Source organism: Serratia sp. G204Y (assembly GCF_051172435.1).
Taxonomy (GTDB): domain Bacteria; phylum Pseudomonadota; class Gammaproteobacteria; order Enterobacterales; family Enterobacteriaceae; genus Serratia; species Serratia sarumanii.
On sequence record NZ_JBPIZA010000001.1, the window covers coordinates 126,384 to 152,137 of the forward strand.

Annotated in this window: 25 protein-coding genes; 16 read left to right on the top strand and 9 right to left on the bottom strand. The window is 63.3% G+C overall.

Features of this window, described 5'->3' with window-relative positions; translation table 11 throughout:
• Nucleotides 1–62 precede the first annotated feature (62 nt).
• From aroC to ACSBQQ_RS00650, 5 genes are all read left to right on the top strand, one after another.
• Nucleotides 63–1,148 (top strand): chorismate synthase, encoded by a 1,086-nt coding sequence (aroC, locus tag ACSBQQ_RS00630; RefSeq protein WP_033635387.1) that lies wholly within the window; start codon nt 63–65, stop codon nt 1,146–1,148.
• A gap of 5 nt (nt 1,149–1,153) precedes the next feature.
• Nucleotides 1,154–1,981 carry a penicillin-insensitive murein endopeptidase gene (mepA, locus tag ACSBQQ_RS00635; RefSeq protein ID WP_033648083.1) on the top strand — a complete coding sequence of 276 codons (828 nt, stop codon included), beginning with the start codon at nt 1,154–1,156 and terminating at the stop codon, nt 1,979–1,981.
• A 3-nt stretch (nt 1,982–1,984) separates the two neighbouring features.
• Nucleotides 1,985–2,791 carry a sulfite exporter TauE/SafE family protein gene (locus tag ACSBQQ_RS00640; protein ID WP_033635385.1) on the top strand — a complete coding sequence of 269 codons (807 nt, stop codon included), beginning with the start codon at nt 1,985–1,987 and terminating at the stop codon, nt 2,789–2,791.
• A gap of 80 nt (nt 2,792–2,871) precedes the next feature.
• Nucleotides 2,872–3,429: an elongation factor P hydroxylase gene (locus tag ACSBQQ_RS00645; protein ID WP_033648082.1), complete on the top strand. Its 558-nt coding sequence runs from the start codon at nt 2,872–2,874 to the stop codon at nt 3,427–3,429.
• A 32-nt stretch (nt 3,430–3,461) separates the two neighbouring features.
• A complete protein-coding gene (locus tag ACSBQQ_RS00650) occupies nt 3,462–3,743 on the top strand; it encodes a YfcL family protein (protein WP_016926855.1) in 282 nt (93 codons plus the stop codon).
• 41 nt (nt 3,744–3,784) lie between these two features.
• Here ACSBQQ_RS00650 and mnmC read toward each other — a convergent pair whose 3' ends face one another.
• Nucleotides 3,785–5,806: a bifunctional tRNA (5-methylaminomethyl-2-thiouridine)(34)-methyltransferase MnmD/FAD-dependent 5-carboxymethylaminomethyl-2-thiouridine(34) oxidoreductase MnmC gene (gene mnmC, locus ACSBQQ_RS00655; protein WP_033648154.1), complete on the bottom strand. Its 2,022-nt coding sequence runs from the start codon at nt 5,804–5,806 to the stop codon at nt 3,785–3,787.
• 170 nt (nt 5,807–5,976) lie between these two features.
• On the opposite strand from mnmC, the gene fabB reads away from it, so the two are divergent.
• Nucleotides 5,977–7,197 carry a beta-ketoacyl-ACP synthase I gene (fabB, locus tag ACSBQQ_RS00660; RefSeq protein WP_039564934.1) on the top strand — a complete coding sequence of 407 codons (1,221 nt, stop codon included), beginning with the start codon at nt 5,977–5,979 and terminating at the stop codon, nt 7,195–7,197.
• A gap of 212 nt (nt 7,198–7,409) precedes the next feature.
• The gene (locus ACSBQQ_RS00665; protein ID WP_004936201.1) at nt 7,410–7,631 is read left to right on the top strand and encodes a hypothetical protein; all 222 of its coding nucleotides are present in this window, start codon (nt 7,410–7,412) and stop codon (nt 7,629–7,631) included.
• A 62-nt stretch (nt 7,632–7,693) separates the two neighbouring features.
• On the opposite strand, the gene apbE is transcribed toward ACSBQQ_RS00665, so the two are convergent.
• Nucleotides 7,694–8,725, bottom strand: coding sequence for an FAD:protein FMN transferase ApbE (gene apbE, locus ACSBQQ_RS00670; RefSeq protein ID WP_039564940.1), 1,032 nt, complete (start codon nt 8,723–8,725; stop codon nt 7,694–7,696).
• Nucleotides 8,726–8,879: 154 nt separating this feature from the next.
• Between apbE and ACSBQQ_RS00675 the strand changes: the two genes are divergently transcribed.
• Nucleotides 8,880–9,992, top strand: a complete 1,113-nt coding sequence (locus ACSBQQ_RS00675) for an SLC13 family permease (RefSeq protein ID WP_060427694.1) — start codon at nt 8,880–8,882, stop codon at nt 9,990–9,992.
• Here the strand turns inward: ACSBQQ_RS00675 and pepT are convergent.
• On the bottom strand, nt 9,989–11,236 hold the full coding sequence (gene pepT, locus ACSBQQ_RS00680; protein WP_060427695.1) for a peptidase T: 1,248 nt from the start codon (nt 11,234–11,236) through the stop codon (nt 9,989–9,991). The genes ACSBQQ_RS00675 and pepT overlap by 4 nt on opposite strands.
• 217 nt (nt 11,237–11,453) lie before the next feature.
• On the opposite strand from pepT, the gene ACSBQQ_RS00685 reads away from it, so the two are divergent.
• The gene (locus ACSBQQ_RS00685) at nt 11,454–12,350 is read left to right on the top strand and encodes an endonuclease/exonuclease/phosphatase family protein (protein ID WP_060427697.1); all 897 of its coding nucleotides are present in this window, start codon (nt 11,454–11,456) and stop codon (nt 12,348–12,350) included.
• Nucleotides 12,351–12,377: 27 nt separating this feature from the next.
• Here the strand turns inward: ACSBQQ_RS00685 and ACSBQQ_RS00690 are convergent, their stop codons facing one another.
• The gene (locus ACSBQQ_RS00690; RefSeq protein ID WP_060427699.1) at nt 12,378–13,811 is read right to left on the bottom strand and encodes a PLP-dependent aminotransferase family protein; all 1,434 of its coding nucleotides are present in this window, start codon (nt 13,809–13,811) and stop codon (nt 12,378–12,380) included.
• 93 nt (nt 13,812–13,904) lie between these two features.
• Here ACSBQQ_RS00690 and ACSBQQ_RS00695 point away from each other — a divergent pair, with 93 nt between their 5' ends.
• Nucleotides 13,905–14,360, top strand: a complete 456-nt coding sequence (locus tag ACSBQQ_RS00695) for a rhodanese-like domain-containing protein (RefSeq protein ID WP_043147775.1) — start codon at nt 13,905–13,907, stop codon at nt 14,358–14,360.
• Nucleotides 14,361–14,364: 4 nt separating this feature from the next.
• Here the strand turns inward: ACSBQQ_RS00695 and flk are convergent, their stop codons facing one another.
• Nucleotides 14,365–15,393 (bottom strand): flagella biosynthesis regulator Flk, encoded by a 1,029-nt coding sequence (gene flk, locus ACSBQQ_RS00700; RefSeq protein WP_043147774.1) that lies wholly within the window; start codon nt 15,391–15,393, stop codon nt 14,365–14,367.
• 205 nt (nt 15,394–15,598) lie between these two features.
• On the opposite strand from flk, the gene ACSBQQ_RS00705 reads away from it, so the two are divergent.
• Genes ACSBQQ_RS00705 through ACSBQQ_RS00720 form a run of 4 tightly spaced genes read left to right on the top strand, consistent with a single transcriptional unit; the run spans nt 15,599 to nt 19,253 of the window.
• Nucleotides 15,599–15,961, top strand: a complete 363-nt coding sequence (locus ACSBQQ_RS00705) for a hypothetical protein (protein ID WP_033635372.1) — start codon at nt 15,599–15,601, stop codon at nt 15,959–15,961.
• Between the two features lie 49 nt (nt 15,962–16,010).
• Entirely contained in the window at nt 16,011–18,047 is a 2,037-nt protein-coding gene (locus ACSBQQ_RS00710) for a protein-disulfide reductase DsbD family protein (RefSeq protein ID WP_043147773.1), read from the top strand.
• Nucleotides 18,044–18,760, top strand: a complete 717-nt coding sequence (locus ACSBQQ_RS00715) for a DsbA family protein (protein WP_033648072.1) — start codon at nt 18,044–18,046, stop codon at nt 18,758–18,760. The genes ACSBQQ_RS00710 and ACSBQQ_RS00715 overlap by 4 nt, the downstream gene beginning before the upstream one ends.
• Nucleotides 18,753–19,253, top strand: a complete 501-nt coding sequence (locus tag ACSBQQ_RS00720) for a protein disulfide oxidoreductase (RefSeq protein ID WP_060427701.1) — start codon at nt 18,753–18,755, stop codon at nt 19,251–19,253. Before ACSBQQ_RS00715 ends, ACSBQQ_RS00720 begins: the two co-directional genes overlap by 8 nt.
• Here ACSBQQ_RS00720 and ACSBQQ_RS00725 read toward each other — a convergent pair.
• The gene (locus ACSBQQ_RS00725; RefSeq protein WP_060425852.1) at nt 19,250–20,716 is read right to left on the bottom strand and encodes a PLP-dependent aminotransferase family protein; all 1,467 of its coding nucleotides are present in this window, start codon (nt 20,714–20,716) and stop codon (nt 19,250–19,252) included. The two genes, ACSBQQ_RS00720 and ACSBQQ_RS00725, sit on opposite strands and share 4 nt — an antisense overlap.
• A gap of 172 nt (nt 20,717–20,888) precedes the next feature.
• On the opposite strand from ACSBQQ_RS00725, the gene ACSBQQ_RS00730 reads away from it, so the two are divergent.
• A complete protein-coding gene (locus ACSBQQ_RS00730) occupies nt 20,889–21,884 on the top strand; it encodes a DMT family transporter (protein ID WP_039564963.1) in 996 nt (331 codons plus the stop codon).
• A gap of 156 nt (nt 21,885–22,040) precedes the next feature.
• Nucleotides 22,041–22,670 (top strand): CatB-related O-acetyltransferase, encoded by a 630-nt coding sequence (locus tag ACSBQQ_RS00735; protein ID WP_033653746.1) that lies wholly within the window; start codon nt 22,041–22,043, stop codon nt 22,668–22,670.
• A gap of 34 nt (nt 22,671–22,704) precedes the next feature.
• Here ACSBQQ_RS00735 and ACSBQQ_RS00740 read toward each other — a convergent pair whose 3' ends face one another.
• The 3 genes from ACSBQQ_RS00740 to ACSBQQ_RS00750 are packed head-to-tail and all read right to left on the bottom strand — an operon-like array spanning nt 22,705 to nt 25,661.
• Nucleotides 22,705–24,222: a tripartite tricarboxylate transporter permease gene (locus tag ACSBQQ_RS00740; protein WP_033648067.1), complete on the bottom strand. Its 1,518-nt coding sequence runs from the start codon at nt 24,220–24,222 to the stop codon at nt 22,705–22,707.
• An 11-nt stretch (nt 24,223–24,233) separates the two neighbouring features.
• Nucleotides 24,234–24,665, bottom strand: a complete 432-nt coding sequence (locus ACSBQQ_RS00745) for a tripartite tricarboxylate transporter TctB family protein (protein ID WP_033635360.1) — start codon at nt 24,663–24,665, stop codon at nt 24,234–24,236.
• 15 nt (nt 24,666–24,680) lie between these two features.
• Nucleotides 24,681–25,661, bottom strand: a complete 981-nt coding sequence (locus tag ACSBQQ_RS00750) for a Bug family tripartite tricarboxylate transporter substrate binding protein (protein ID WP_033635359.1) — start codon at nt 25,659–25,661, stop codon at nt 24,681–24,683.
• Nucleotides 25,662–25,754: the final 93 nt, after the last annotated feature.

Consider the following 25,754-nt stretch of genomic DNA (forward strand, 5'->3'; position numbering starts at 1 on the left):
GCATTTCCAGGGCCCGCACGGCGGGCCTCATAACGATAAAAGACTAACGGTAAGGAGCCGTGATGGCAGGAAACAGTATTGGGCAGATTTTCCGCGTCACCACCTTCGGTGAATCTCACGGGGTGGCGCTGGGTTGTATCGTCGACGGCGTGCCGCCCGGCATTCCGCTCACCGAAGCCGATTTGCAACACGATCTGGACCGCCGTCGTCCGGGCACCTCGCGTTACACCACCCAGCGTCGCGAACCGGATCAGGTGCGCATTCTCTCCGGCGTATTCGAAGGCGTGACTACCGGCACCAGCATCGGTTTGATCATTGAGAACACCGATCAGCGCTCGCAAGACTACAGCGCCATCAAAGACGTGTTCCGTCCGGGGCATGCCGACTACACCTACGAACAGAAATACGGCCTGCGCGATTACCGCGGCGGCGGCCGCTCTTCGGCGCGTGAAACCGCCATGCGCGTTGCGGCGGGCGCTATCGCCAAGAAATACCTGCAGCAGAAGTTCGGCGTGCAGGTGCGTGGCTATCTGGCGCAGATCGGCGACGTGACCTGCGAGCTGAAAGATTGGGATCAGGTTGAGCAGAACCCGTTCTTCTGCCCGGATCCGGACAAGCTGGAAGCGCTGGACGAACTGATGCGCGCGCTGAAAAAAGAGGGCGACTCCATCGGCGCCAAGGTCAGCGTGATTGCTGAAAACGTGCCGGTTGGCCTGGGCGAGCCGGTGTTTGATCGCCTCGACGCCGATCTGGCGCACGCGCTGATGAGCATCAACGCAGTGAAAGGCGTGGAGATCGGCGACGGGTTTGCCGTGGTGACCAAGCGCGGCAGCGAAAACCGCGATGAAATCACCCCGGAAGGCTTCCAGAGCAACCATGCCGGCGGCATTCTCGGCGGTATCAGCAGCGGCCAACCGGTGGTGGCGCATCTGGCGCTGAAGCCGACCTCCAGCATCATGGTGCCGGGCCGCACCATCAATCGCCAGGGCGAAGCGGTGGAAATGGTCACCCGCGGCCGCCACGATCCGTGCGTGGGCATCCGCGCCGTGCCGATCGCCGAAGCGATGATGGCGATCGTGCTGATGGATCACCTGCTGCGCCAGCGTGCGCAAAACGGTGATGTGGTTTCCGACGTGCCGCGCTGGTAATCGCCATGAAAAACTGGATGTTGGGCCTGGTGGCCCTGACGGCCTCCGCCTCCGCCATGGCGCTGACGCCGTGGCAGAAAATCGATCATCCGGTGGCCGGCGCGCCGCAGGCGGTGGGCGGTTTCGCCAACGGCTGCGTCATCGGCGCCCAGCCGTTGCCGCTGAACTCACCGAACTACCAGGTGATGCGTACCGACCAGCGCCGTTATTTCGGCCACCCGGATCTGTTGGCGTTCATTCAGCGCCTCAGCAGCCAGGCGAATCAGAAAGCGCTGGGCACGGTGCTGATCGGCGATATGGCGATGCCGGCCGGCGGGCGCTTCAGCAGCGGCCACGCCAGCCACCAGTCGGGGCTCGACGTCGACATCTGGCTGCAGCTGCCGCGCCAACGCTGGAGCGCGCAGCAATTGCTGAAGCCGCAGCCTATCGATCTGGTGTCAGGGGACGGCAAGCAGGTAGTGGCGCGCCAATGGCAGCCGCAGATTGAGTCGCTGATCAAGCTGGCGGCGCAGGATGCGGACGTGACGCGCATCTTCGTCAATCCGGCCATCAAACAGCGTCTGTGTCTGGATGCCGGCGCCGATCGCGCCTGGTTGCACAAGGTGCGGCCGTGGTTCGGTCACCGCGCGCACATGCACGTGCGCCTGCGTTGCCCGGCGGGCAGCCTTGAATGTAAAGAGCAGGATACGCCGCCACCGGGCGACGGCTGCGGCGCCGAACTGGCGAGCTGGTTCGTGCCGCATCAACCGAACGCCAAACCGGGTAAACCGGTGCCGCCGCCGTTACCGCCGACCTGTCAGGCATTGCTGGATAATCACTTCGCAGCGGAATAACACATGGACTGGTTTGTCATCGGCCCCGAGATGCTCGGGGTGTTGTTTGCGGTAGCGCTGCTGGCGGGGTTTATCGACTCCATCGCCGGCGGCGGTGGGCTGCTGACGGTGCCGGCCCTGCTGGCGGTGGGGGTTCCCCCGGCGCAGGCGCTGGCGACCAACAAACTGCAGTCGGTCGGCGGTTCCTTCTCCGCCAGCCTGTACTTTATTCGTCGGCGGGCGGTGAACCTCAACGACCAGAAGCTGACGATCTTTCTGACGCTGATCGGTTCGATCGCCGGCGCCATTCTGGTGCAGCATATGCGCGCCGATTTGCTGCGGCAGATGTTGCCGCTGCTGGTGATCGGCATCGGCCTCTACTTCCTGCTGATGCCGCGGCTGGGTGAGGAAGATCGTCAACGCCGTCTCGGCGCCTTGCCGTTCGGGCTGGTGGCCGGCGGCTGCGTCGGGTTTTACGACGGCTTCTTCGGCCCCGGCGCCGGATCGTTTTACGCGCTGGCCTATGTGACGCTGTGCGGCTTCAACCTTGCCAAGTCCACGGCGCACGCCAAGGTGCTTAACTTCACCTCCAACGTCGGCGGGTTGGCGCTGTTCATCATCGGCGGCAAGGTGGTGTGGAGCATCGGTCTGGTGATGTTGGTGGGGCAGGTGCTGGGGGCGCGTTTGGGCGCCCACATGGTGCTGACCCGCGGGCAGAAGCTGATTCGGCCGATGATCGTGATCGTCTCGCTGGTGATGAGCCTCAAGCTGCTGTACGACAATCACGGCGCGGAAATTCAGCAGTGGTTGAGCGCCCTGGTGCACGGTTAAAGATGAAGAGAGGGCGTTGCTTACGCGCCCTGTCTTATCGGGTATAATGGCCTCTTTATTTTTGTGGTTATAGAGTTTTTATGTCAGACACACAGACCCGTCATCACTATGAGCAACTGATCGAGATCTTCAATCAATGCTTCAGCGATGACTACAACACCCGCCTGGTGAAGGGCGACGACGAGCCGATCTACCTGCCGGCCGACGACGAATTGCCGTATCACCGCATCGTATTCGCCCACGGCTTCTACGCCAGCGGCCTGCACGAAATCTCGCACTGGTGCATCGCCGGCGAAGCGCGCCGCCAACGGGTGGACTTCGGTTACTGGTATTGCCCGGACGGGCGCGACGCGCAAACCCAGAGTGAATTCGAAGCGGTGGAGATCAAACCGCAGGCGCTGGAGTGGATGTTCTGCGTGGCGGCCGGTTTCCCGTTTAACGTCAGCTGCGACAACCTGAACGGCGACTGCGAGCCGGATCGCATCGCGTTCCAGCGCAAGGTGCGCGACCGGGTATTGGCGCTGCTGGAGCAGGGAATACCCACACGGCCTGCGCGCTTTATTCAGGCGTTGCAATCGTTCTACAATACGCCACCGTTGGCGGCCGAGCATTTTCCGTATCCGGAAGATCTCAACTGACGCCACAGCCCGTTATTTAATGAGGAAATTTGATGATCGCAGAATTCGAAGCGCGCATTTTGGCGCTGATTGATGACATGGTAGAGCACGCCAGCGATGATGAACTGTTTGCCGGTGGCTACCTGCGCGGTCATCTGACGCTGGCGGTGGCCGAAGCGGAAGAGCAGGGCGAGCACACTGCCGAAGCGCTGAAAGCGCGGGTGGAAGAGAGCCTGCACAAAGCGATCGCCGCCGGGGAACTCTCGCCGCCGGATCAGATCCTGGTGCGCGGCATGTGGGAAAACCTTTATCAGGCCGCTACCCCTGCCGCCTGACCGCCATGCCGGGGCGCGCCGCCGCGCCCCTCATTCATGAATTAAACCGCACGCCCTTTCAGCAATTTCCGCACCCACATCCGATTTGGATTCAGCGCCGCCAGCAGGCGCGTATCGCCCGGCAACGGTTCGCCGAACAGCTGCGCCGCCAGAATTTCCGCTGCCAGCGGCGCCGAGCACAGCCCGCGCGATCCCAACCCGCCGATAGCGAACAGGCCGGGATAGACCGGCGCATCGGCGACGGTTTCGCCGCGCTGGTTTCGCCGCTGCAAATCCTGATACTGCGTCACCGTGGCCTGATAGTCCGGCAGTGCGCCGACCATCGGCAGATGATCGCGGGTGGCGCTGCGCACGCCGCAGCGCGCCTGATGAGCGCTGACGTCCACCTGCTGCGGCCAGGCCTGCTCCGGCAGGCAGCGCAGCAGGCGCTCGCGGTTTTCCTGTTGCTCCTGCTCGCGGTAGTCGGTGGCGGTGTCGCCGCGCTGGTAGCTGGCGCCGATGCAGTGTTGGCCGTTGTTGGCGTTGACCGGCGTCAGGTAGCCGTCGTAGCACAACACCTGTTTCAGTTGACCGAGGGACGGCGAGGTTGGGATGTGCGACACCTGCCCGCGCACCGCATACAGCGGCAGGGCTTGCGTCGGCGCCAGCTCGGCCAACCGGTGGCCGTTGGCCAGGATCACCGTCGCATGGCGGCGGCTTTCGCCGTGGGCGAAATCGATGCGCCAGCCGTTTTCTTCCTGCGTCAGCCTCTGTGCATCGTGCCGGTATTGGCAGACCAAGCCCTGACGCTGCGCCAGCGCGATAGCGCCGCGCGTCAGTTCGGCCGGGCAGAGCCAGCCGCCTAGCGGGTAGGTGATGCCGCCAAAGCCGGTATCGACGCCGCACAGTTCGCTGAGCGTTTCGCGGTCGGCTGCCGCCGCCAAGGCCTGCGGCCAGTCGGTTTTCAGCATATTGGCGATCTTGGCGCCGCTCTTTTCGTCGTAGGCCAGCTGGCTGACGCCGCACCACTGGTGATCAAAGGCGACGCCTTGTTGCAACAGGGCATCGTATTGGCGGCGGGCGAAAGGAAACGCGGCGCTGAAGAAACTCTCCAGCGCGTCGCCGCTGCCGTTCAGCAGGGGGTAAATCGCCCCCTGACGATTGCCGGATGCGCCCTCGGCCGGCTGCTCGTCGGCGCAGTACAGCGTGACGGTGGCGCCGCGCCGCAATAGGGCCAACGCGGTGAGCGCGCTGGCGACGCCGCCGCCGATCAGAGCGATGTCGGCGGTGTTGTCCGCCGCCGGACGCCGATACCAGGGCGCCGGGTGGGGCGTGGGCTGCGCATCGGCCGGCAGACAGCCGGCGAGCATCTCACGCTTTTGGCCGAAGCCTTTGCAACGGTTGACCTGAAAACCGGCCTGCTGCAAGCCGCGGCGCACGAAGCCGGCGGCGGTAAAGGTGGCGAAGCTGCCTTCCGGCCGGGCGAAACGTGCCATGGCGGCGAACAGTTGCTCGGTCCACATGTCGGGATTTTTGGCCGGTGCGAAGCCGTCGAGGAACCAGGCGTCGACCTGGTTATTCATGCTGGCGTCGAACTGCGGCAGCAGTTCGTTGACGTCGCCGAACCACAGATCGAGCGTAATGCGGCCTTCGGCCAACAGCAGGCGATGGCAGCCCGGCAGCGGCAGCGGCCATTGGGCGCGCAGCTCATCGGCATAGGGAGCCAGCTCCGGCCAGCGCGCATGCGCCGCCGCCAGATCGGCCTGCTGCAGGGGGAATTTCTCGAAGCTGATAAAGTGCAGGCGTTGCAGCGCGGCGTCCGGCTCGGCCTGGCGGAAGCCCGCGAAGGCCTGCCACAGCGTAAGGAAATTGAGCCCGGTGCCGAAGCCGGTTTCCGCCACCACCAGCAGCGGGCGCGGGTGAGTGGCGAAACGCTGCGGCAGCCGGTTGCCGTGCAGAAAGACATAGCGGGTTTCTTCCAGCCCATCCTGATTGGAAAAATAGACGTCATCAAACTGTTTCGAAACAGGTGTACCCTGTTCGTTCCAGGTTAGCGTTGCGGTTTGGATGGGGGCGTGGTTCACGGTCAATAGCTCGAAATTCAAGGGATGCCGCGAATTCTAACGGCGCTGGCGCCCTGGCGCAAACTGGACAACAATAAAGCTGAAAAACGCTGATCGGACTTGTTCGGCTTACATCTGTACGCTAAAGTGCGATGCAAAATCCCGTAGGTAAATAGTGGAAGAGGTATTGAATGAAACGTGCAGTGATTACTGGCCTGGGAGTTGTCTCCAGCATTGGTAATAACCAGCAGGAGGTCCTGGCGAGCCTGCAGGAAGGACGTTCTGGGATCACTTTCTCCCAGGAGCTGAAAGATTCCGGCATGCGTAGTCACGTATGGGGGCAAGTTAAGCTCGACACGACCGGCCTGATCGACCGCAAGGTGGTGCGTTTCATGAGCGATGCTTCCATCTATGCCTTCCTGGCGATGCAAGAAGCGATCGCTTCTTCCGGCCTGAAGGAAGAAGAGTATCAAAACAACCCGCGCGTGGGCTTGATCGCCGGTTCCGGCGGTGGTTCTCCGCGCTTCCAGGTGTTCGGCGCCGATGCGATGCGCAGCCCGCGCGGCCTGAAAGCGGTTGGCCCATACGTGGTCACCAAAGCTATGGCTTCCGGCGTTTCCGCCTGCCTGGCGACGCCGTTCAAAATCCACGGCGTGAACTACTCCATCAGCTCCGCTTGCGCGACCTCCGCACACTGCATCGGTAACGCGGTTGAGCAAATCCAGCTGGGCAAACAGGACATCGTGTTCGCCGGCGGCGGCGAAGAGCTGTGCTGGGAAATGGCCTGCGAGTTCGACGCGATGGGCGCGCTGTCCACCAAGTACAACGACACGCCGGAAAAAGCCTCCCGTACTTACGACGCCGATCGTGACGGTTTCGTCATCGCCGGCGGCGGCGGTATGGTGGTAGTTGAAGAACTGGAACACGCGCTGGCGCGCGGTGCGCACATCTACGCGGAAATCGTTGGCTACGGCGCAACGTCTGACGGCGCAGACATGGTAGCGCCATCGGGCGAAGGCGCGGTGCGCTGCATGAAGATGGCGATGCAGGATCTGGATGCGCCGATCGACTACATCAACGTGCACGGCACCTCCACGCCGGTGGGCGACGTGAAAGAGCTGGGCGCGATTCGCGAAGTGTTCGGCGACAATACCCCGGCTATCTCCTCCACCAAGGCGATGACCGGTCACTCGCTGGGCGCCGCAGGCGTGCAGGAAGCGATCTACAGCCTGCTGATGCTGGAGCACGGCTTTATCGCGCCGAGCATCAACATCGAAACCCTGGATGAGCAGGCGGCCGGCATGAACATCGTGACTCAGCCGACTCAGCGCGAGCTGACCACCGTGATGTCCAACAGCTTCGGCTTCGGCGGCACCAACGCCACCCTGGTGATGCGCAAACTGGCGAAATAATCCCGCCTGAGTCTCACCTCGCTATCAAGCCCGCGTTTTCGCGGGCTTTTTACTGGCCGAAGCCCGCCGGCCGGGCGCTCGGAGTTTTCCCAAATCACATCCCCTGACACATCATTACCTCGCCATTACACGCGTTGGGCATACAATAGCCGGGTAGCGTGATTATCGCTCGGCGTAGTTTTCCAAAGTGATCGAACATTGAGGCACGAAGTATGAAAAAGTTAATTGCGGTTGGGTTACTGTCGGCCGTGTTGGCCGGATGCGCCACCGATTCTCCCTGCGTGCCGGTCTACGATGACCAGGGGCGCCTGGTGCACACCAACACCTGCATGAAGGGCACCACTCAGGATAACTGGGAAACCGCGGGTGCGATCGCCGGCGGCGCGGCGGCGGTTGCCGGCCTGACTCTCGGCATCATCGCGCTGACCAAGTGATCGGCGCAGCGCCTGCGGGCGCATGCAACCAGCCCGGCCATCGCGCGCCGGGCTTTTTTATTTCACTGCACCAAAAACGCCTTGAACTGCGGCGTCATCACGGCGCTGAAACCGTCGTCGGTTTTGCTGATCAGGTAGACCGCCAGCCCTTTCTCTTCGGCAAGTTTCAACGCCTTCTCCGTGCCCAGCACCATCAGGCCGGTATCCCAGCCGTCGGCCTCGAGCGCGGTGGGGGCGATCACCGTGGCGGAAACCAGGCGGTGGTTGATCGGCCTGCCGGTGGTCGGATCGATGACATGGGAGTAGCGCTGGCCGTTTTGTTCGAAGTAGTTGCGGTAGCTGCCGGCGGTGCTGATGCCGTAACCGTGCAGATCCACCAGCGCCTGCACCGCATTTTCACGGTCGGTCGGCTTTTGGATCGCCACCCGCCAGGGTTTGCCCTGGCCGTTGACGCCGCGTGAAGAGACCGCGCCGCCGACCGATACCAGGTAGTTGGTAATGCCGTTGCGGTTCATCAGGCGCACCAGTTCATCGGCGCCGTAGCCTTCGCCCAGCGTCGAGAGATCGACATACATATCCGGCAGATCTTTTTGCAGCCACTCCCCGCGGTTGTCGCTGATCAGCTTCAGGTGCTGCAGGCCGGTGCGCTGCTTCGCCGCGTCGATCTGCGCCTGCTCCGGCACTTTGACCGGGTGCTTGTCGGGGCCGAACCCCCACAGGTTCACCAGTGGGCCGACGGTGATGTCCATGGCGCCGCCGGTATCGCGGCCGATGCGCTGGGCCATCAGCACGATGTCTGCCATGCCACGCGGGATCGGCTGCGGTTCGAGGCCGGCGCTGCGGTTAAATTGCGACAGCACCGAGTCGGCGCGGTAGGTGGAGATATCGTCGTTGGCCCGTTCGAGCACCGCGTCGATCTGCCGCTGCAGTTCTTGCTTGCCGATCGCGACGTCACCGCTGACTTTAACGCTGTAGAAGGTGCCCATGGTCTTGCCGTCGATATCGATTTGCGGGCGGGAGGCGGCATCGTCGCAGGCGGCGAGCAGGGCGCATAAGGCGCTGAGCAACGCCCCTTTGGCGAACAGGGAAGCCATAACATGTCCTTTGAAAACGAGAAAGCCGCTACAAATAAAGTAAAGCGCGGCAAATGAAAAGCGGATAAAGGTAAAATAGCATTTTGCTGGCGTAGATGCCGCGCCTGAGCTAACGTCTCGCTCATGCTTTTCGCTGAGGTTTCAAGCTGCCACCATGAGTTCAACCGCCATTTCCCGGCTTATCCACCCCTTTGTCAAAGACCGTTTCCTGCACGTGCTGTTGCTGGCCGGCGCAGCGATGTTCGCCTTTGATCCGCAGCCGCTGGCGGCGCTGGGCGGTTTCATCGACGGCCGCACCCTCATTACTCTGCTGGGGCTGATGCTGCTGACCAAAGGCGTCGAGGTCAGCGGCTACTTCGACTTCGTTGGCCGCAAGATTATCAACCGGTTGCACAGCGAACGGCGGCTGGCGCTGTTCCTGGTGTTTTCCGCCGCGCTGCTGTCGTCGTTTCTGACCAACGACGTGGCGCTGTTTATCGTCATTCCGCTCACCATCACGCTGAAAAAGCTGTCGGCGCTGCCGGTTGGCCGCTTGATCATCTTCCAGGCGCTGGCGGTGAACGCCGGTTCGTTGCTGACGCCGATCGGCAACCCGCAAAATATCCTGCTGTGGAGCCGCTCCGGCCTCTCTTTCCTCGGTTTCATCGGCCAGATGGCGCCGTTTGGCGCCGCAATGATGTTGAGCCTGCTGGCGTTGACCTGGTTAAGCTTCCCGGCGCGCGACATTGTGAAAGCGCCGAATACCGAGGGGTATCCCTACCAGCGGCCGCTGTTGCTGAGCTGCGTGGGGCTGTATGCGATCTTCCTGCTGTGCCTGGATATCGGCCTGCCGCTGTATGGGCTGCTGGCGGTGTTCGCCGGCTTTTTGTTGCTGGCGCGCCGGGTGCTGTTGCAGATCGACTGGAGTCTGATTTTCGTGTTCGCCGCCATGTTCATCGATGTCGGCCTGTTTACCCGTTTGCCGCCGCTTCAGCCGGCGTTCGCCGCCATCGCCGGGCTGAGCGACGGTGGGGTGTATGCGTTGGGCGTTGGGCTGTCGCAGATTGTCAGCAACGTGCCGGCCACCATACTGTTGCTCAACTATGTGCCTTCCAGCGCTCAGCTGGCCTATGCGGTCAACGCCGGCGGCTTCGGGTTGGCGATCGGATCGCTTGCCAACCTGATTGCGCTGCGCATGGCGGGGGAGCGCATGATCTGGTTGCGCTTCCACTATTATTCGCTGCCGTTGTTGGTATGGGCCGCGTTGCTCGGTTGGGTGATGAGCTAAGCCGGTTGGCCGCTTTGCCGCGCGGCCAGCAGGCAAATGCTGCGGGTCACCTGATAGGATTTCACGAAGGCGCTGACGGGTAAAAACTCGAAGCGCGAGTGGAAGTTATGCGCGCCGGTGAAGTAATTGGGCGTCAGGATGCCGCGGCTGGAGAGCGCCGCGCCGTCGGTGCCTCCGCGCATCGGGATCACCTTCGGCGGGATGCCGTGGGCGGCGAGGGCGCCGAAGATCAGATCGATAGCGCGCCGGTCCTCGCCGATGGCGTTGCTGATGTTGCTGTAGATGTCGCTGACGCTGCAGCTGACGTTGGCGCGCGGATAGTTGGCCGCCACCTGGCGCACCGTCTCCTCAAGGCGGGCCTTGCGCGTCTCGAACGCCGCGCGATCGAAGTCGCGAATCGACACCTTCAGCGTCGCCTGATTGGCGTTGGCGGCCAGATCGGTGAACCAGAAATAACCCTCGCGCCCCTCGGTGTGCTCCGGGGTATCCTGCACGTCGAATCGGTTTATGATGTCGTTGGCGATGCGTATTGGGTTGATTAACACGTTTTTCGCCGACATCGGGTGGGCGGTCACTCCCTCGATGCGGATCTCCGCCGCCGCCGCGTTGAAATTCTCGTATACCACTTCACCCAGTTCGCAGCAGTCGATGGTGTAGGCGAAATCGACGGGGAAGCGCTGCAGATCCAGCGCCTTGGCGCCGCGCAGGCCGATTTCTTCGTCCGGCACGAACGCCACCACGATATCGCCGTGGCGATCGGCCGCGGTCAGGTTGGCCAGCAGCGTCATCACCACGGTGACCGCCGCCTTATTGTCGGCGCCCAGCACGCTGGTGCCGTCGCTGAACAGGATCTCTTCGTTCCGGTAGGGCAGGATCTCCGGATGCTCGGCGACCCGCAGCCAGATGTCTTGCTCGGCGTTCAGACATAAATCTTCGCCGGTGAAGCGCAGGCGCTGCGGGCGAATCTCGGGCGAGAGGCCAACGTCCACGGTGTCGATATGCGTGATGAAGCCGATGCGCGGCGCGCCGGGCTGGGTGCCGGGCTTGCGGGCGGTGACGGTGGCGTGCTCGTCTATCTGCACGTCGGCCAGGCCTAGCCGGCGCAGCTCTTCTGCCAGCAGCTGCGCCATTTCATGCTGCCCCGGCGTGCTGGGCAGGGTGGTTGCGGCGGCGTTGCTCTGGCTGGTGACCGCCAGGTAGCGGAAGAAACGTTCGGTAAGCTGTTCGGCAATCGGGCTGGTCATCGGAACTCCTCGCGGTTGGCAATCTACCGGTTTTAAAACGAAATCAGCCGTTTGTCCAACGGTGCAATGCGTAAACCGCTAGAATGCGAAGCATCGCGCAGAAACGAAAAATAGCGGTGCAACTAGGAAATAGTCGCAGGTTTCTGCGGCAAAATCGGTGTTAGCTGTGGGCCGGGAAGCGCCTACATAACACTTATCTGTCCCTCAAGGAGAATTCATGCACACCGGTCACGCTCTGCTTATCACCTTACTGTCCCTGGGCATCTCTCACAGCGCCTGGGCCTCTGCCGATGCCGGCCATGCCAACAGCAACGCCAACAGCCGCGAAGTGGCCAGCGCGTTGGGTGGCCTGAAAAATAAAACCTATGAACTGGAGCTGGCGCCGAAGATCCGCGTCGCCAGCTTCAATATCGCCGCCGGCAAGGTCAGCGACATGACCGCCATCGCCAAGGCAATTCGCGCGATGAACGTCGACGTGGTGGCGCTGCAAGAGGTGGATAAACTCACCGCCCGCAGCGGCCGGGTCGATCAGGCGGCGGAGCTGGCGAAGCTGACCGGCATGCAGGCGGTGTTTGGCCGGGCGATCGATTACGACGGCGGCGAATATGGCCTGGCGTTTCTCTCGAAGTATCCGCTGCACGATGCCGTGATCTATCCGCTGCCGTCCGGCCAGCGCGAACAGCGCATCGCCTTCAGCGCCAAGGTTTACGTGCCGGAGTTCCCGGCGCCGATCACGCTGTTCAACGCCCACCTCGATACCAAGGAAGATCCGACGATGCGCCTGGATCAGGTGCGGGAGCTGAACGATCGCGCCATCGAAGTACGCGGTATCAAGCTGCTGTTCGGCGATATGAACGATGTGCCGGGCAGCGTGACCTGGCTGGAGCTGAGCCGCTATTGGAACGACATCATGCCTGACGGGCAGGACGGCCGCAGTTGGCCGGCGGAAAACGCCGAGATCAAGGTGGATTACATCTTCACCGGTAACGCGCAGCGCTGGCATCTGGACAGCCTGACGGTGCCGAACGCCAGCGGCGACTGGAACGGCGTGCATTGGCCGGCGGTGAGCGACCACCTGCCGCTGGTGGCGGAGATGCGCCTGACCGAGCAATAAGCGGGTGGGCGTTCCATTGGGGCCGCGCTAAGCCACGGCGATCTGCGCCAGCCGCTCGACGGCGCTGCGGATCTCGCCCGGCGTCAGGGCCGAAAAGCCCAGCAGCCAGCCGTCGCGCTGCGCCTGCGCCGTCTGGTATTGCGCCTTCAGCCCGGGCGTGAGGATGCCGAGCCGCCGCGCCTGTCGGCTGAGCGCCGCCTCCTGGCCGGGCGGCAGCCAGACGCTGAGCTGCAGGCCGCCGGTGGCGGGAGCGGGCGTGGCGAAGTGGCCGAGTTTTTCGCGTACTTCCGCCAGCAACACATCGCGCCGGCTGCGGTAGAGCTGGCGCATGTAGCGGATATGCGCGGCGAAGTGCCCCTGGTGGATGAATTCGGCGGTGACCGCCTGCATCAGCTGCGCGCTGTGGCCGTCATACACCGTACGCGCGGTGACGAACGCTTCAACCAGCGCGGGCGGGGCGATCAGATACGCCAACCGCAGTGAAGGGAACAGCGACTTGGAGAAGGTGCCAAGGTACAGCACTCGGCCACGGCGATCCAGGCCCTGCATCGCCGGTATCGGCAGGCCGTCGTAATGAAACTCGCTGTCGTAATCGTCCTCGATGATCCAGGCCTGTTGCCGCTCTGCCAGCGCCAGCAACGCCAATCGGCGCGCCAGGCTGAGCGCGGCGCCGGTCGGGTATTGGTGTGAGGGGGTCAGATAAATCAAACGAGGGTCGGGCAAGGAGGGTTCAGCACGCAGGCCGTCGCCGTCCACCGCGACCGGCGTCAGGGCGGCGCCGGCGCTGATAAAGGCGTTTCTTGCCCCGGTGTAACCCGGCTCTTCCATCCAGACGCTGTCGCCGCTGTCCAGCAGCAACGTGGCGATCAGCTGCAGCGCCTGCTGCGAACTGGTCAGCACGATAACCTGCCGTGCATCGCAGACCACGCCGCGCGTTTGGTTGACGTGGGCGGCAATCGCCTCACGCAGCGGTAAATAGCCCTGCGGGTCGCCGTAGCGCAGCAGGCTTTCTCCCTGTAGCCGCAGGCGCTGTGCGGTCAGCTGCTTCCACAAGGCCAGCGGAAACGCGCGCAGGTCCGGCGAACCGGCGGCGAACGCCTGTGGCTGCTGCGGATCGCGGCAGCCGCCGGTTTGCACGATCTGTTGGCCGCGCTGCGAAAGGCGCGGCATGCCGGAGCCGCTTGCCGGCGGCGGCGATTTGGCGATGGTAATCGCCACAAAGGTGCCCTGGCCGACGCGGCGCTGCAGATATCCCTCCGCCTCCAACTGACCGTAGGCCGCTTCGACGGTCACTCGCGAGAGGCTCAGATCGCTGGCCAGCACCCGGCTGGAAGGCAGGCGTTGCCCAACGTTCAATGCCCCTTGATGGATGGCCTGCCGCAGTGCGCCGCACAGGCGATCGCGCAGCGTGCCGGCGGTGTGGGGCGATTGCTGAAACAGCGTGACCAGCGAGTGCCGCATAATTGGCCTTATGATTTATGGAAAATGGGTATCAATCATAAGACCAAAATGAGGCACTATTGTCATCTGTTTTGATGCACGGGAGTGAGTGGTATGTCGAAAGAATCATTGGTGCTGGCTTTTCCACCGGCGGTGCCGGAAGAGAGCCTGGCTTACCTGGCGGCCAAGCTGAGCCGCTATGCGGATGCCTGGGACGTGGCGGAAGATCTGCGCAACGGCGTGGACGGGATAGTGGTGATCGACACCCGCGCAGAGGCGCTGTACGCCGCCGGGCATATCCCCGGGGCGATCAGCTTGCCGCATCGCCTGATGGATGAAGCCGGCACGGCGCAGCTGGATCGCCAAAAGGTGTACGTGACCTACTGCGACGGCATCGGCTGCAACGGTTCCACCAAAGGCGCCTACAAGCTTGCGAAGCTGGGATTCAGGGTGAAGGAGCTGATCGGCGGGCTGGATTTCTGGCTGCGCGACGGCCATCCGTTGGCCATCGGCGAACAGCCGGGATCGCTGCGCGATCGGGCGGCGGCTGAGGACTGCGGCTGCGCCTGAGGCGTTAAAACACCAGCGCCAGTACGATCGCCAGCGCCACCAGCAGCAGGATCAGCGCCGCGGCAGGCTTGCTGAGCGCTTTTTGCAGCGGCAGCGGCAGGGCGGCGATCAGCGGGTTGAGCAGCGGCTGCGGCTCGACGGGGTGGCTGACGATCGGCTGCGCCTGGCCGGCCTTCTCCAGGCGGCGGGCAAACAGCTGATGAATGGCGTCACTCATTTGCGGATGCGTCAGCGGCGCATTGGCGCCGCAGTTGAAGCGCGTCTGGCAATAGTCGTTCATCTGCTGCAGCTCTTGCTCGTCCGCCGGCTGCTTGAGCGCCGCCAGCAGATTGTTCAGCGTCGGCGCGCTCTGCGGGCTGAGGGCCACCTTTACTTGCAAGAATTGGTTTAACAGCTGGAAGTGGCGCGCCGGCAGCGGATCGTTGGTTTTCACGCCCGCCAGATCAAACAGCGTTTGCCAGATTTTAGCCGGCGCTTCACCGGTGGCCGCGCTAAGTTTGGTGACCTGCTGCTGCAGGCTTTGATGCTCTGCGGGCAGCAGCGGGCGATCGCTGGTGGCGGTTTGCTGCGGCTGGGGAATGGCCAGGCCGCCGGTCTGCAACAGATTCAGCACCTGCTGCAGCTGTGGTGGGCTCAGCTGGCTCAGTACCGTGTGGCCGAACTGCTGGCGAATAAAGTCGCTGACCGCCTGGCGGTTGTTGCCCTGCGGCAGCAATTCGGCCAGCTGTTGCAACAGCTGGCGTCCGGCGTGGTTTTGCTGCGCCTGCGTCAGGCGCGTTTGCAGCAGCTGTTCCGCCGGTTGAAAATGGCGCGCCAGCAGTTCACCGCCGTTGTCGGCGCCGAGATCGTGGCGCAGAGTTGCCCAGATCTCCGCCGACTTTGCCGGGCTGAGCGTCATGATTTTCACGATCAGCTTTTCCAGCGTCGTGCGCTGCGCCGGAGAGAGGGGTTGATCGTCAGTGGCCGCCGTTTTGCCCGGGGAGGGAGGGCGTTCGCCGGCGATTGGGGTGCCCGGCCCACTCAAAGGTTGCATATCACCAGTCCTTCGCTGTGTATCCCCGCAGAATGCCTGGAGGAGAGAATCATCATCGTACCCGGCGAAAAGCGCAGGCTTACCCACTATGATACCTGTAAATCGCCGCCATCAATACCGCCGCTCAGACATTTCTTTACCGACAAAACGTTGCTAATCGCGCCCGCGCCGCTAAGATAGCCCCAGACCCGAACGTGAGGATGGCATGGTTAAACGGCAGCGGATTGCAAAATGGTTTTTATGCCTGGCTTGCCTGGTGGTGCTGACGTGCATGACCCAGCGCATGGCGGGCCTGCATGCGCTGCAGCAAACGCTGGGGATCCCGGCGGCCACTGCCGTTCAGTCCGGTGATACCGCCGCCGAAGCGCAGCCGACGCCCTGTGAGCTGAGCGCCAAGTCATTGCTGGCCGCGCCGCCGGTGATGTTCGAAACCGTGCTGTTCGGACTGGGTCTGCTGCTGGCGCTGTTGGCGCCGACCATCGCCGCGCGCCTGCGCATTCCTCCTCCCCGCGCCATTTCCCCCCCCACCCTCAGGGTGCACCTTCGATTATGCGTCTTCCGTGAATGAGTTAATCGCCCGTTTTTCGCGGTGATTTAATCATTTATGGAGAATTAACATGTTGAAAATTATCAGGCTGGCCTGCGCTTGCCTGTTTATGCTGTGGCTACCTGCCTTGCAGGCGGCGGACAGCGGCTGGCTGCAAAATCCGGCCAACGACCATGCCAAGGTGCGGCTGCGCGCCGACACGTCACAGCCGGGGGAGACCCGCCTGCTGCTGTCGGTCGAGTTGCAAAAGGGCTGGAAAACCTACTGGCGTTCCCCTGGCGAAGGCGGCATCGCGCCGGCTATCGTCTGGCAGGGCAACCCGCCGCCGGCGACCTGGCACTGGCCGACGCCGCAGCGTTTCGAAGTGGCCGGCATTTCCACCCAGGGCTATCACGATCGGGTCACGCTGCCGATCGTGATGTCAGGCCCGGTATCCGGCCCGCTGGCGGGCACCCTGACGCTGTCCACCTGCAGCAACGTCTGCATTCTGACCGACTACCCGTTCAGTCTGGATCTGACGACGCCGAACGATCCGCAGTTTAACCACGACTTCGCGCAGGCGATGGGGCAGGTGCCGATCGCCGCCGGGGTGGCGGAGAGCGTCAAGGCCGGTTACCGCAACGGCGAGTTGCAGATTGCCGCCGAACGCGCCGCCGGCTGGCAGCAGCCCGCGCTGTTCTTCGATACGCTGGCGGATGCCGATCTCGGTAAACCTCAAGTCGAGACTGACGGCGCTCAACTGTTGGCGCGGGTGCCGGTCAGCGACGGTTGGGGCGATGCGGCGCCGGATCTGCGCGGCAAAACGCTGACGCTGGTGATCGACGACGGCGGCATGGCGCAGCAGATAACGCTGCCGATTGGCGATCCGTTGGCCGCGCCCGCCGGTGCGGCGTTCCCGCTGTGGCAGGCGGTATTGATGGCGCTGGCGGGCGGGTTAATCCTCAACCTGATGCCGTGCGTGCTGCCGGTGCTGGGCATCAAGCTCGGCTCCATCCTGCAGGTGGAGCATCGCGATCGGCGCAGCGTGCGTTTGCAGTTCCTGGCGTCGTCGCTGGGTATCGTCGCCTCGTTTATGGCGCTGGCCCTGTTGATGACGCTGCTGCGGCTTGGCAACCATGCGCTCGGCTGGGGCATTCAGTTCCAGAATCCGTGGTTTATCGGTTTTATGGTGCTGGTGACGCTGCTGTTCAGCGCCAACCTGTTTGGCCTGTTCCACCTGCGCCTCTCGTCCGATCTAAACACGTCGCTGGCCACCCATAACGGGCAGGGGCTGAGCGGCCATTTCTGGCAGGGCGCGTTCGCCACGCTGTTGGCGACGCCGTGCTCGGCACCGTTTCTCGGCACGGCGGTGGCCTTCGCGCTGGCGGCGTCGCTGCCGGTGCTGTGGGGCATGTTCATCGCGCTCGGCATCGGCATGAGCCTGCCGTGGCTGCTGATCGCCGCCTGGCCGTCGCTGGCGCTGCGCTTGCCGCGCCCCGGCCGCTGGATGAATACCGTCAAGCTGGCGATGGGGCTGTTGATGCTGGCGTCGTCGCTGTGGCTGCTGAGCCTGTTGAGCAACCATATCGGCGTGCAGGCCACGCTGTGGCTGGGGGCGTTGGCGCTGCTGGCGTTGCTGCTGGCGGTGTGGCGTCAACAGGGCGCACGGTTGGCGGCCAAGCTGGCGGCGGGCACGTTGGTGCTGGTGGGCGTGGCCTTGCTGGCCGGATCGCTGACCGCCGGCCTGTGGCGCCAGCCGTTGCAGGATCGGGTGCAGTGGCAACCGCTGAGCGAACAGGCGATTACCGAAGCGCTGGCCCAGCATAAGCGGGTGTTCGTCGACGTGACCGCCGACTGGTGTGTGACCTGTAAAGCCAACAAATTCAATGTGCTGTTGCGCGATGACGTGCAGCGCGCGCTGAGCGCCGACGACGTGGTCGCGCTGCGCGGCGACTGGAGCCGCCCGTCGGCCGACATCAGCGCCTTCCTGCAAAAGCGCGGCAGCGTCGCCGTGCCTTTCAACCAAATCTATGGCCCCGGCAGCCCGGAGGGCGAGGTGTTATCCCCGCTGTTGACCCGTGACGCCGTGCTGCAATCCCTTTCCCATGCCAAAGGAACCGAACAATGAAAAAGCTACTGATTTTACTGATGATCATCGCCGCCCCGGTGTGGGCCGCCGAGCCTTTCACTCCGGCACAAGAGGCGCGTATCAAAGAGATGATCCGCGAAACGTTGGTGTCTAACCCGGACATTCTGGCGCAGGCGGTGGACGCCTGGCAGCAGCAAACCGCCGGCCAGCAGATCAGCCAGGCTATCAAGCAGAACGCTAAAACGCTGTATCAGGATCCGGCCAGCCCGCGCCTCGGCGCCGCCAACCCCAAACTGACGCTGGTGACCTTTACCGACTATAACTGCCCGTACTGCAAGCGTTTCGATCCGATGCTGGAGAAGATCGTCAAGCAATACCCAGACGTGGCGCTGGTGGTGAAACTGCTGCCGTTCAAGGGCGAAAGCTCGGTCAGTTCGGCGCGCGTGGCGCTCACCACCTGGCAACAGCACCCGGATCAATTCTGGGCTCTGCACCAGCGGCTGATGGCGAAAAAGGGCTTCCACGACAACGCCAGCATCGCCGCCGCGCAAGAGAAAACCGGCGTCAAGGCGGTGGCGCCCAGCGAGCAGAGCATGACCACGCTGCGCACCAACATGGAATTGGCGGAGCAACTGGGTGTGCAGGGGACGCCGGCGACGCTGATCGGCGATCGGATGCTGCCGGGGGCGGTATCCTATGAAGAGCTGGAAGCGATGGTGAAACAGCAGCTGGCGAAGGCCAACAATGGCTAAGCTCAAGCGCTGGGGGCGCGAGTTGCTGCTGCTGGCGCTGATCGCGCTGGCGGTGGTGACGGTGATGGATTGGCTGAACGCGCCGCAGGCGCCGCCGGCCTTCGATGCCCAGACCCTGACCACGCTGGATGGCGAGAGTGTGTCGTTGGCGCAGCTCAGCCATGAGCGGCCGCTGCTGGTTTACTTCTGGGCCAGCTGGTGCGGCGTCTGCCGTTTTACCACGCCGGACGTCGCCCGTTTGCAGGCGGCGGGCGGCAACGTGCTGACCGTCGCGCTGCGCTCGGGCGACGATGCCCAGGTGAGACAATGGCTGGCGCGCAAACGGCTGGCGCTGCCGGTGGTCAACGATCCGGCCGGTACGCTCTCGGCACAGTGGCAGATTGGCGTGACGCCGACCTTCGTGGTGGTCTCGCAGGGCAAGGTGGTGCAGACCACCACCGGCTGGACCAGCTACTGGGGGATGAAGCTGCGGCTGTGGTGGGCCGCCGTCTAACCGGCGTTTTTCTCCGTTATCACCTCCTCAATCGCCCGGCATAGCCGGGCGATACCTTCTTCAATCTGCGGCGGCGAGTTGGCGGCGAAATTCAGCCGCAGGCCGTGCGCGCCCAAATGTTCCTGCGCATAAAAGCATTCGCCGCGCGCGAAGGTCACGCCGTATCGCCAGGCGACCGGCATCAGCTCGGCGGTGGTCACCGATGCCGGCAGCGTCAGCCAGATAAACAAGCCTCCCTGCGGCGTTTCAAAGCGGCATCCCGGCGGCAGCCGCCGTTGCAAGGCGTCAATCATCACCTCCAGATGGCGGCGGTAGACGCGCCCGGCGCGCCGCAGCTGCTTGTCGTAACGGCCGACGGTGACGAAAGCGTCCAGCGCCCGCTGGATCAGGCTGGAACTGGTGAAGCTGTCGACGTGCTTCAGCCTTGCGAAGCGCTGATAGTGTTCGCTGTCCGCCACCAGATAGCCGATGCGCATGCTGGGCAGCAGCATTTTGGAGAAGGTGCTGACGTAGATCACCGCGCCCGGCTGCGCCAGCGCGCGCAGCGACGGCAGCTGTTTGCCCTGATAACGCAGATCGCCGACGAAGTCGTCTTCCAGGATCACCACGCCGGCCTGTTGAGCGATCGCCAGCAGGCGTCGCCGACGCGCCTCGCTCAGGCAGCGGCCGGTCGGGTTGTGGAAGTTGGGGATGGTGTAGATCAGTTTGGGACGGTGGCGTTCTAACAATTCCGGCAGCAAATCCACCCGCATGCCGTGTCGGTCGCCCGGTACGGTGACGATATTGACGCGGTGCTGGCGCAGCAGGCCCAGCGCTTCGGCGTAGGTCGGCTCTTCGACGATCGCCGTATCGCCCGGCGCCAGCAGGCTTTGCACCACCAGGCTGATGGCGTGCTGCGAGCCGTTGGTGATCAGCACCTGTTCCGCCTGCGTGGGGATGCCCTGCGCGCTGAGAATGCGGCTCAGCGTATCGCGCAGCGGGTAGTAGCCGCAGTATTCGCCGTAGCTGAAGGCCTCTTCCGCGTGGCGGCTGAGCACCGACAGCAGCACTTTGCGAAACGCCTCCAGCGGAAACACCTTAGGGCTGCCGACGCCGGCGGCGAAGTTGATCAGCCCCTCCGGCAGCGGGGCGTCGGCGTAGCCGTCCAGCCGCGAGGTGAGGGTGGTGAAGCTTTCCAGCGGGAAAGGTGCATCGCTGCTCGGCCGGGCCGGGCGTGCCTGCATCTGCGGATGCGCGACATAGGCGCCGCTGCCGCGCCGCTGATGCAAAAAGCCCTTGGCCGCCAGTTCGGCGTAGGCGTTATCCACCGTTAAACGGCTGACCGCCAGTTCGGCCGCCAGCGTGCGCGTCGAGGGCAGTTTGTCGCCATCGACAAACACGCCGGTGAGGATGGCGCGCCGCAGCGCTTCTTCGATCTGTAAATAGAGCGGAACGTCCTGCTCGCGATCCAACGGGATATGCATGGGAAATTGGCCCGGTTATGGATAGAGGTTTTTACTATACCCCATGTCAACAGGGCTTCAAGCGCAGAAAAGTGGCCTGCATGACAACGCCGCAAAGTGGCTATAGTGAGAAAAAATGGCCGCGTTACACTGTGCGCCTGAGCATTTATGTCGCCATTTTTCCGAGGATCTCATGTCATTACCGTCAGGCGTTTCCGCCCGGCCGGCGCTGCCCGGCGCGCGTCTTTTTCAGGGCAGCAGCCAGGGTTACGCCATCGCCATTATCAGCGCGATGCTGCTGGCCTTTACCGCCATCATCATCCGCGCGCTGACCGAGTACTATCACCTGCCGACCTTCGTGCTGGCGTTCTGGCGCGCGGCGCTGGTGGCGCTGGTGCTGTTGCCGCTGCTGTTGCTGGTGAAACCGCAGTGGGCGCGCCTGCGCCGTAAACAGGTGGCTTTCTACGCGCTTTACGGGCTGTTGCTGGCGCTGTTCAACAGCCTGTGGACGCTGTCGGTGGCGCTGAACGGCGCATCGGTGGCGACCATTCTGACCTACTGTTCGGTGGGTTTTACCGTGTTCCTCGGCTGGGTGATGTACAGCGAACGCCTGACGCTGCGCCAATTGCTGGTGATCGCCATCAGCCTGGGCGGCTGCTTCCTGGTCAGCAACGGCGACAGTATGGGGAACAGCCACTTCGATCTGCTGGGGATGCTGGTGGGGATGCTGTCGGGCATCGGCTATACCCTGTATACCCTCGGCGGGCGGGTGGCCAGCGAACGCGGCTATCCGGTGTGGAACACCATCCTGTACGTGTTTGGTTTTTCGGCGCTGTACCAGCTGGTGTTCAACACGGCGTTGACGGCGTTTCCTCTGGCGGCGTTCCACGGCATGGCCGGCTCTCTGTGGTTCCTGTCGCACGGCGCGCAGGGCATTCAATGGAGCGGCTGGCTGTTGCTGCTGGCGCTGGCCGCCGGGCCGACGCTGCTGGGCTTCGGGCTGTACAATATCAGCCTGAAAACGCTGCCGCTGGCGGTGGCCAACCTGATCCTGTCGCTGGAGCTGGTGTTCACCGCGGTGATCGCCTATTTCCTGCTGGGGGAGAGCATGAATCAGCTGCAGCTGCTGGGCAGCGCGCTGGTGATGGGCGGGGTGCTGCTGTTGAAAAGCAAGACCGCCGAGGCGTGATCGGCTACCATTACGCCTCGCAAGAGAGGCCGTAATGATGAATAACCCGAGATTGAAACGAGCGCTTATCGCTTGAATGGCCGTGTTGAGTGAACGACAACACGGCCACAGACATTCCGTTCCGTGGCTTTTATTCCCGTAACCAGAGAATACGCCATGTCCGAAAAACACTGGTCCAACACCGAGCTGCTGCATCAGACGGTGACCAACCCGAACATTATCGTCAAAGGCACCCACAGCTACTACAGCGACTGTTGGGATAACGGCTTCGAACGCTCGGTAGTGCGCTATCTGCACGGCGACGCGGTCAGCCGGCAATGGCAGCCGCTGGGCGACATAGACCGCCTGCTGATCGGCGATTACGTGTGCATCGCGGCCGAAGCGGTGATCCTGATGGGCGGCAACCATACCCATCGCATCGACTGGCTGAGCCTGTATCCGTTTATGGCAACCATCAAGCAGGCGTACCGCCCCAAAGGCGATACCCGGCTGGGCGACGGTTGCTGGATCGGCATGCGGGCGATGCTGATGCCGGGAATCTCTATAGGTGAGGGGGCGATCGTCGCCGCCGGCAGCGTGGTGGCCGGCGATGTTGAGCCTTATGCCATCGTCGGCGGTAATCCGGCGAGGTTTATCCGTTGGCGGTTCGCGCCGGAGGTCATCGCGCGGTTGCTTGCCTTGCGCCTCTATGACTTGTCGGAGGCGGACTTTACGGTGATTCAGCCCCTGCTCGCCGATGGCGATATCGATGCGTTGGAAAGGGGAATTGCGGCCTTGCGCCGTTAAACGCAACGGGCGGGGATTCCCCGCCCGTTTCGCGTTACTCGGCCTTGGCCTCGATCGCCGATTGGCGGCGTTTGCGCATCAGGCGCAGCAGCGGCGGCAGCGCCAGTACCGCGACCGCCAGCACCAGCAGCGTTTGCGCGATGCTGCTGCTCCACAGGATGCCGAACTCGCCGTTGCTAATCGACAGCGCGCGACGCAGATTCTGCTCCAGCATCTCACCCAGCACGAAGCCCAGAATCAGCGGCGACATCGGGAAGTGCATTTTCCGCAGGATGTAGCCGAACACGCCCAATCCGACCATCAGCAGCAGGTCGAAGGTGGTGCTGTGCACCGCATAAACCCCCACCGCCGAAACCGCGGCGATCGCCGGCACCAGGAACCACAGCGGGATGGTCAGCATGCGGGTGAACAGGCCGACCAGCGGCAGGTTCATGATCAGCAAAATGACGTTGGCGATCAGCAGCGCGGCGATCAGCCCCCAGACGATATCCGGCTGTTCGGTGAACATCGCCGGGCCGGGGGTGATGTTGTACAGCGTCAGCGCGCCCATCATCACCGCCGTGGTGCCGGAACCCGGCACCCCCAGCGTCAGCATCGGAATGAACGAACCGCAGGCAGAGGCGTTGTTGGCCGCTTCCGGCGCCGCTACGCCGCGGATGTCGCCCTTGCCGAAGGTGTCGCTGTTGCCGCTGATTTTCTTCTCGGTCATGTAGGTCAGCGCGCTGGCGATAGTGGCGCCGGCGCCCGGCAGAATGCCGACGAAGAAGCCGATCACCGACGAGCGCAGGGTAGGGCCTGCGCACTGCGCCGCCTCTTTGCGGTTGAACAGCAACCGGCCGGTTTTACGCACCAGCTTTTGTCCGGCGCTGGTGCTTTCCAGCATCAGCAGGATTTCGCTGACCGAGAACAGGCCGATCACCACCACGATAAACTGCACGCCGTCGGAGAGGTGCACGCTGTCGAAGGTAAAGCGGTAAACGCCGGTATTGGCGTCGACGCCCACCGTCGCCAGCCCCAGGCCGATCAGCGCCGCCAGCAGCGATTTCAGCGGGTTCTGGCTCATCATGCTGCCGAGGCAGGCGATGGCGAACACCATCAGGGCGAAATACTCCGCAGGGCCGAAGGCCAGCGACCAGCGGGCCAGCAGCGGCGCGAACAGGATGATGCCGCCGATGGCGATCATCGAGCCAACGAACGAGCTGACCGCCGAGATGGACAGCGCCACGCCGGCGCGCCCCTGCTGCGCCATCGGGTAGCCGTCCAGCGCGGTCATGATCGCCGCCGCGTCGCCCGGCACGTTGAGCAGAATCGACGAGATGCGCCCGCCGTATTCGCAGCCGATATACACCGTCGCCAGCAGGATCAGCGCCGATTCGGCCGGCAGCTTGAGGGCAAACGCCAGCGGCAGCAGGATCGCCACGCCGTTGATCGGCCCGAGGCCCGGCAGCAGGCCGACGATGGTGCCGACGAAGCAGCCGATCAGGGCGATAATCAGGTTCTGCGGCACCAGCGCCACTTCGAACCCTTGGGTCAAATACATCCAGGTATCCATCATCGCTCCCGTTAGCTCAGCCAGGCGCCGAGCGGCAGTGTGACATCCAGAAGGCGGTCAAAGGCGTAATACAGCACTGCGCCCATGACGACGCCGGAGATCGCCGCCGCCGGCAGGCTGGCCTGAAACAGCAGGCCGATGCTGAACGTCAGCAGCGCGGTCGCCAGCGGGAAGCCCAGCCATTCAAAGCCCCAGGCATACAGCACCAGGGTGATCACCAGCACCAGCAGCCGCTGCAGCACCTTGTTGTGCGGCCACTCCACCGCCTGCGGGCGGCGCAGCAACAGCAGGGCCGAGCACAGCGCCATCAGGCTGAGGATCGCCAGCGGGAACGGGCGCGGCCCCAGCGGTTCATAGCTGTATTCGCTTTGGATGCCCCAGCCGATGAACAGCCCGCCGATACACAGCAGCAGCCAAAAGCCGGCAAAAATACGATCGCTCATGGTTTTCCCCTGCGGTTATTTGGCCAGGCCGAACACTTTCGCCTGCTCACGGTATTGGGCAACCTGATTCTTCACGTAGGCGTCCAGCTCTTTGCCGGTCATGTTGAATTCGAACAGGCCGCGCAGATCGCGCTGCTGCTTGAATTCGTCGGTCGCCATCATTTTCTGGAAGGTGTCGATCCACCACTGATACTCTTCATCGCTGACTTTCGGCCCGACGTAGAAGCCGCGAATAATCGGCCACACCAGGCTGTATCCCTGTTCTTTGGCGGTCGGAATGTCGGCCAGTTGGCCCGGCAAACGTTGCTCGGCATACACCGCCAGGACGCGGATCTTGTCGCCCTGCAGGTAAGGCACCATCTCGCTCAGATCACCGGAGACCGCCTGGATATGGTTGCCGAGCAGCGCGGTGACCGGCTCGCCGCCGCCTTCGAACGCCACGTAGCGCATCTTGCGCGGATCCACGCCGACTTCGCGCGCCAGCAGCGCGGTTTTCATCCAGTCCTGGCTGCCGATGGAGGCGCCGGCGCCGAATACCACGCTGTTGGGATCTTTTTGGAAGGCATCCATCAGGTCTTTCAGGGTTTTGTAAGGCGAGTCGGCGCGCACCGCGATCATGCCGTAGTCGGTACCGACCGCCGCCAGCCATTTCACGTCGTCCACGTTGTAGCGGCCGAACTTGCCCTGGGCCAGATTGAGCAGCGAACCGCCGGAGAAGGCCACCACGGTGCCGAACTCCGCCGGGCGCTGCGCGACGATGGCGTTGTAGGCCACCGCGCCGACGCCGCCGGGCATATAGGTGACGCGCATCGGTTTATCGATGGCCTTGGTGTCCTGCAGCGACACCTGAATCAGCTTGCAGGTCAGATCGAAGCCGCCGCCGGGCTTGGCCGGCGCGATGCATTCGGTGCGTTTGGGCGCTTCCACGGCAAAGGCCTGATTGGCTGCCAGCAGCAGGGCGGCGGCGGTAAAGGTACGGGTCATTATTTTTTTCATTGTGACTTGCCCTCGGTATTGTTCTGATTGTGAAATCCCGCCGGGTGCGGTTGCAGGATTGTTAAAACAACAACCTTTCATTTACCTTTCAGT